At 71.8% G+C, this 5,024-nt stretch carries 4 protein-coding genes; 3 read left to right on the top strand and 1 reads right to left on the bottom strand.

Going from position 1 to position 5,024, the window contains the following annotated elements:
- Positions 1 to 720, bottom strand: a 720-nt coding sequence (locus ACZ60W_RS36970; protein WP_469759792.1) for a cytochrome P450 family protein, incomplete at its 3' end; no start/stop codon positions are given.
- Positions 721 to 1,097: 377 nt separating this feature from the next.
- Here ACZ60W_RS36970 and ACZ60W_RS36975 point away from each other — a divergent pair.
- From ACZ60W_RS36975 to ACZ60W_RS36985, 3 genes are all read left to right on the top strand, one after another.
- A complete protein-coding gene (locus tag ACZ60W_RS36975) occupies positions 1,098 to 2,510 on the top strand; it encodes a family 2B encapsulin nanocompartment shell protein (protein ID WP_469759793.1) in 1,413 nt (470 codons plus the stop codon).
- A 107-nt stretch (positions 2,511 to 2,617) separates the two neighbouring features.
- The gene (locus ACZ60W_RS36980) at positions 2,618 to 3,994 is read left to right on the top strand and encodes a family 2 encapsulin nanocompartment cargo protein terpene cyclase (protein ID WP_469759794.1); all 1,377 of its coding nucleotides are present in this window, start codon (positions 2,618 to 2,620) and stop codon (positions 3,992 to 3,994) included.
- Positions 3,995 to 3,997: 3 nt separating this feature from the next.
- Complete coding sequence (locus ACZ60W_RS36985) at positions 3,998 to 4,894, top strand: geranyl diphosphate 2-C-methyltransferase (protein ID WP_469759795.1); 897 nt, start codon at positions 3,998 to 4,000, stop codon at positions 4,892 to 4,894.
- Positions 4,895 to 5,024 lie beyond the last annotated feature (130 nt).

Below are 5,024 nucleotides of genomic sequence, written 5' to 3' on the forward strand. Positions count from 1 at the left end.
GGGGTGTTGTTTGTTTTCGTGTACACGGAGGGGGGGGGGGGGGGGGCCAGCCCCCCGGGGTCGTGGCGGAGCCGGCCCGCCGTCGCCGGAGCCGCGGCTCACCAGGTCGTCGAGGACGCCCGAGCCGGGCTTGGCGCGCTTGGCGTCGATCAGGTCGCCGAGATAGCCCTCCAGGAGGGCGAGCGCGTCCTCGGTGTCCGCGCCCGTCGGCCCGCGCAGCAGCCGGCGGGACTGTTCCTCGAAGAACTCGTGGTCCTCGTACGGCACGCCGAGCAGGTCGCAGATGACGATGGACGGCACCGGCAGCGCGAACGAGGAGACCAGCTCGGCCGGAGGCCCCTGGGCCTCGACCGCGTCCAGGAGCCGGTCCACGGTCTCCTGGATGCGGGGCCGCAGCCCTTCGGCGCGCTTCAGCGTGAAGCTCGGGATCAGCATCCGCCGCTGGGCGTTGTGCTCGGGGTCGTCCCAGCCGAGCAGCGCCGCGCGCCGTCGGCGGCGCAGGGCGGCGGCCCGCTCGGTGGGCATCGGGAAGTCCTCCCGTGTGGAGTCCGTGGACAGCCTCGGGTCGGCCAGCAGGCTCCGGGCGGCCGCGTGCCCGGTGACGAGCCACACCGCCCGCCCGTCCCAGAGGGTGACGCGCGACAGCGGCCGCCCGTCGTGGACGCGGGGGTAGGCGGCGGGCGGGTGGTACGGGCAGGTCCGGTCCTGGGGGAACGTCATGGCTTTCGACATGGGGGCCTCGCAAGCGCGGATCGGTGGCTCTGACGTGGATCGCCTTCTCCACTACATGCCTCAGGCACCTATGCGGTCTACACGGAGTTCGGCCAAACCACCGGATCGGGTCCGGGTCGGCCCGACCGGCCGAAGCGCGCTCGGCCATGTGGCTCGAATGTCGCTGATCGGACGGATAAACCACCAATGAAACAAGATCACCGCTTCGGGGTAATGGCTCCGAACTCTGCGGGCGGGCCCGGCTTACCGGCCGTTACTGTTCCCCGGGATCTGGACGAATTCCCAGAGATTGACCCTCTTTCATGCGTCCTACCCCGGTTGGCGTGCATACGCCGGACCGTCCTTGAGAAGGAGAGCCCGCACCCATGACCGTCGAGACCGGCCCGGACGTCCAGGTGGACCCGCCCCGCCAGTCCAGCCTGAGCACCGCGGCGGCGCGCAACCTCGCCACCACCGCCAAGTCCGCGCCGCAGATGCAGGAGATCAGTTCCCGCTGGCTGCTGCGGATGCTGCCGTGGGTCGAGACCAAGGGCGGCGCCTACCGGGTGAACCGCCGGCTGAGCTACACCGTCGGTGACGGGCGCATCGAGTTCGTCCAGGACGGCGGCCGCGTGCGCGTCATCCCCCGCGAACTCGGCGAACTGGCCCTGCTGCGGGGCTTCGAGGACGACGCCGTGCTCGCCGAGATCGCCGAACGCTGCGTCCAGCGCGACTTCCGCGCCGGTGAGGTGCTGGTCGAGCGCGGCGCCCCGGCGGAGCGGATCCACATGATCGCCCACGGCCGGATCGGCCGGACCTCCGTCGGCAAGTACGGCGACGAGGTCGCGGTCTCCGTGCTCGCCGACGGTGACCGCTTCGGCGAGAACGCCCTCCTGGACGCCGACGCCACCTGGGACTACACGGCGACCGCCGAGACCGCGGGCACCCTCCTCACCCTCTCCCGCGCGGACTTCGCCGCCGTGGCGGACCGGGCGCCCGGACTCCGGGGCCACCTCGCGGAGTTCGGCTCGCTGCCCCGGCAGCGGCAGAACAAGCACGGCGAGGCCGAGATCGCGATGTCGGCCGGCCACACCGGCGAAGTCGCCCTGCCCGGCGCCTTCGTGGACTACGAGCTGAAGCCGCGCGAGTACGAACTCTCCGTCGCCCAGACCGTCCTGAAGGTCCACACCCGGGTCGCCGACCTCTACAACGGGCCGATGAACCAGACGGAGGAACAGCTCAGGCTGACGATCGAGGCGCTGCGCGAGCGGCAGGAACACGAGCTCGTCAACAACCCGGAGTTCGGCCTCCTCGCCAACGCCGACTTCAAGCAGCGGATCCAGCCGCACGCCGGCCCGCCCACCCCGGACGACCTCGACGAACTACTCTGCCGCCGGCGCGGCACCAAGCTGTTCCTCGCCCACCCGCGCGCGATCGCCGCGATCGGCCGCGAGTGGAACGCCGCCGGGCTCTACCCCGACACCGTCGAGCTCCACGGGCAGCGCGTCCCGGCCTGGCGCGGGGTCCCGATCCTCCCGTGCAACAAGATCCCCATCAGCAAGGAGAACACCAGCTCGATCCTCGCCATGCGCCTCGGCGAGGACAACCAGGGAGTCGTCGGGCTGCGCCAGACCGGCCTCCCGGAGGAGTACGAGCCGGGCCTCTCGGTGCGCTTCATGGGGATCAGCGAGCAGGCGATCATGTCGTACCTGGTCACCACCTACTACTCCGCCGCGATCCTGGTGCCCAACGCGCTCGGCGTGCTGGAGAACGTGCAGATCGCCCGCAGGCGCGACTGACGCGCGGCGTATCCGGCGCCGACCCGCCCGACAGCCCGGAACCCTCCGGGCCGGGCGGTCGGGCCCCGGACGCGGGACAGACCACCCATTCCAGCAAGGAGCAACGGATGCCCGATCCCGGGCCTTCCCCCCTGCAGTCGACCCTGCCCACCGCCGCGGCCCACTTCGGGGCCCACGTCCTCGGCCGCGCACGGGTCTCCGGTCCCGACGCCGTCGAGGAGGCCGTCGCCGCGGCCGTCGCGCAGGCGGCCGCGGCCACCCCGCCCGCCGCACCGGCGACGGTCGTTCCCGCGACCGCCCCGCCCGCCCCGGTCGTTCCCGGCCCGCCCGCCGTGGGGTCGCCCGTCGTCACCGCTCCGGACGTCCCGGCCCCCGCCGCGTCGGCGTCTCCGGGACCCGGCCTGGAGCGCCTCCTGCGGGGACCGTCCGGTCTGGGCACGGCGGCCCTGAGCCTGGCCCGCCCGGCGCTGCCGGCCGGGACCGAGGCGGCCGGCGTGCCGGTGGAGGTCCTGGAGATCCCCGGTCTCTACTACCACCCGGTGCCGGAGCCCGACCCGGTGCGGGTGGCCGAGATCGGCCGCAGGATCAAGGAGTGGGCGGTCGAGGAGGTCGAGCTCTTCCCCGAGGAGTGGGAGAAGCAGTTCGACGGGTTCTCGGTCGGGAAGTACATGGTGGCGTGCCACCCCGACGCCCCGACCGTCGACCACCTGATGATCGCCACGCGTCTGATGGTGGCCGAGAACGCGGTCGACGACTGCTACTGCGAGGACCACGGAGGTTCGCCCGTCGGTCTCGGCGGCCGCCTCCTCCTCGCGCACACCGCGCTGGACCCGCTGCACACGACGGGCGAGTACCAGGGGCCGTGGCAGGAGTCGCTGTACGCGGACGCCCCGCGGCGGGCGTACCGCTCGGCCATGGAGTACTTCGCCCGGCAGGCCACGCCCTCCCAGGCCGACCGCTTCCGGCACGACATGGCCCGGCTCCACCTCGGATACCTCGCCGAGGGCGCCTGGGCCCAGACCGACCACACCCCCGAGGTGTGGGAGTACCTGGTCATGCGGCAGTTCAACAACTTCCGTCCGTGTCCCACGATCACCGACACCGTCGGCGGCTACGAGCTGCCCGCGGACCTGCACGCCCAGCCGGCCATGCAACGGGTCATCGCCCTCGCAGGCAACGCCTGCACGATCGTGAACGACCTGTACTCGTACACCAAGGAACTGGCCAGTCCCGGCCGTCACCTGAACCTGCCGGTGGTGCTCTCGGACCGGGAGAACCTCTCCGAGCAGGACGGCTACCTGAAGGCCGTCGAGGTCCACAACGACCTGATGCGCGCCTTCGAGGCCGAAGCCGCCGCGCTGGCCGCGGCCTGTCCCGTCGTCACCGTGCAGCGCTTCCTGCGGGGCGTGGCCACCTGGGTCGACGGCAACCACTACTGGCACCAGACCAATACCTATCGCTACAGCCTGCCCGATTTCTGGTAAGAAATGGAATCATCTGTGACCAACACCGAGCTCACCACCGCCCAGGGCATCTCCGCGTTCGTCCCGGGTCCGGCGTCCCCCTACCAGGGCGACATCGCCCGCTACTGGAACCAGGAGGCCAGGCCCGTGAACCTGCGCCTGGGTGACGTCGACGGGCTCTACCACCACCACTACGGCATCGGCGCCGTCGACCACGCCGCCCTCGGGGACACCCAGGACAGCGAGTACGAGAAGAAGCTGATCGCCGAGCTGCACCGGCTGGAGTCGGCGCAGGCGGAGGTGCTCCTCGACCACCTCGGCGCCGTCGGCCCCGGCGACACGCTCGTCGACGCCGGCTGCGGCCGCGGCGGTTCGAGCGTCATGGCCCACCAGCGGTTCGGCTGCAAGGTCGAGGGCGTCACCCTCTCCTCCACCCAGGCGGAGTTCGGCAACCGGCGGGCGAAGGAGCTGGGCATCGACGACCACGTCCGCGCCCGGGTCTGCAACATGCTCGACACCCCCTTCGAGAAGGGCAGCGTCGCCGCCTCGTGGAACAACGAGTCGAGCATGTACGTCGACCTCGACGACCTCTTCGCCGAGCACTCCCGGTTCCTCAAGGTCGGCGGCCGCTACGTGACGATCACCGGCTGCTGGAACCCCCGGTACGGCCAGCCCTCGAAGTGGGTCTCCCAGATCAACGCGCACTTCGAGTGCAACATCCACTCGCGCCGTGAGTACCTCAAGGCCATGGCCGACAACCGCCTCGTTCCGCAGGCCGTCATCGACCTGACCCCCGACACCCTCCCGTACTGGGAGCTGCGCGCCACGTCGTCGCTGGTCACGGGGATCGAGGAGGCGTTCATCGAGTCGTACAAGGACGGCTCGTTCCAGTACGTCCTGATCGCGGCCGACCGCGTCTGACCGGTACGGAGACGGCGGGGGGGGGGGGGGGGGGGGGGGGGGGGGGGGGGGGGGGGGGGGGGGGGGGGGGGGGGGGGGGGGGGGGGGGGGGGGTTGTGGGGGGGGGGGGGGGGGGGGGTGGGTGTTGGTC

The organism is Streptomyces sp. NPDC104202, from assembly GCF_055584185.1.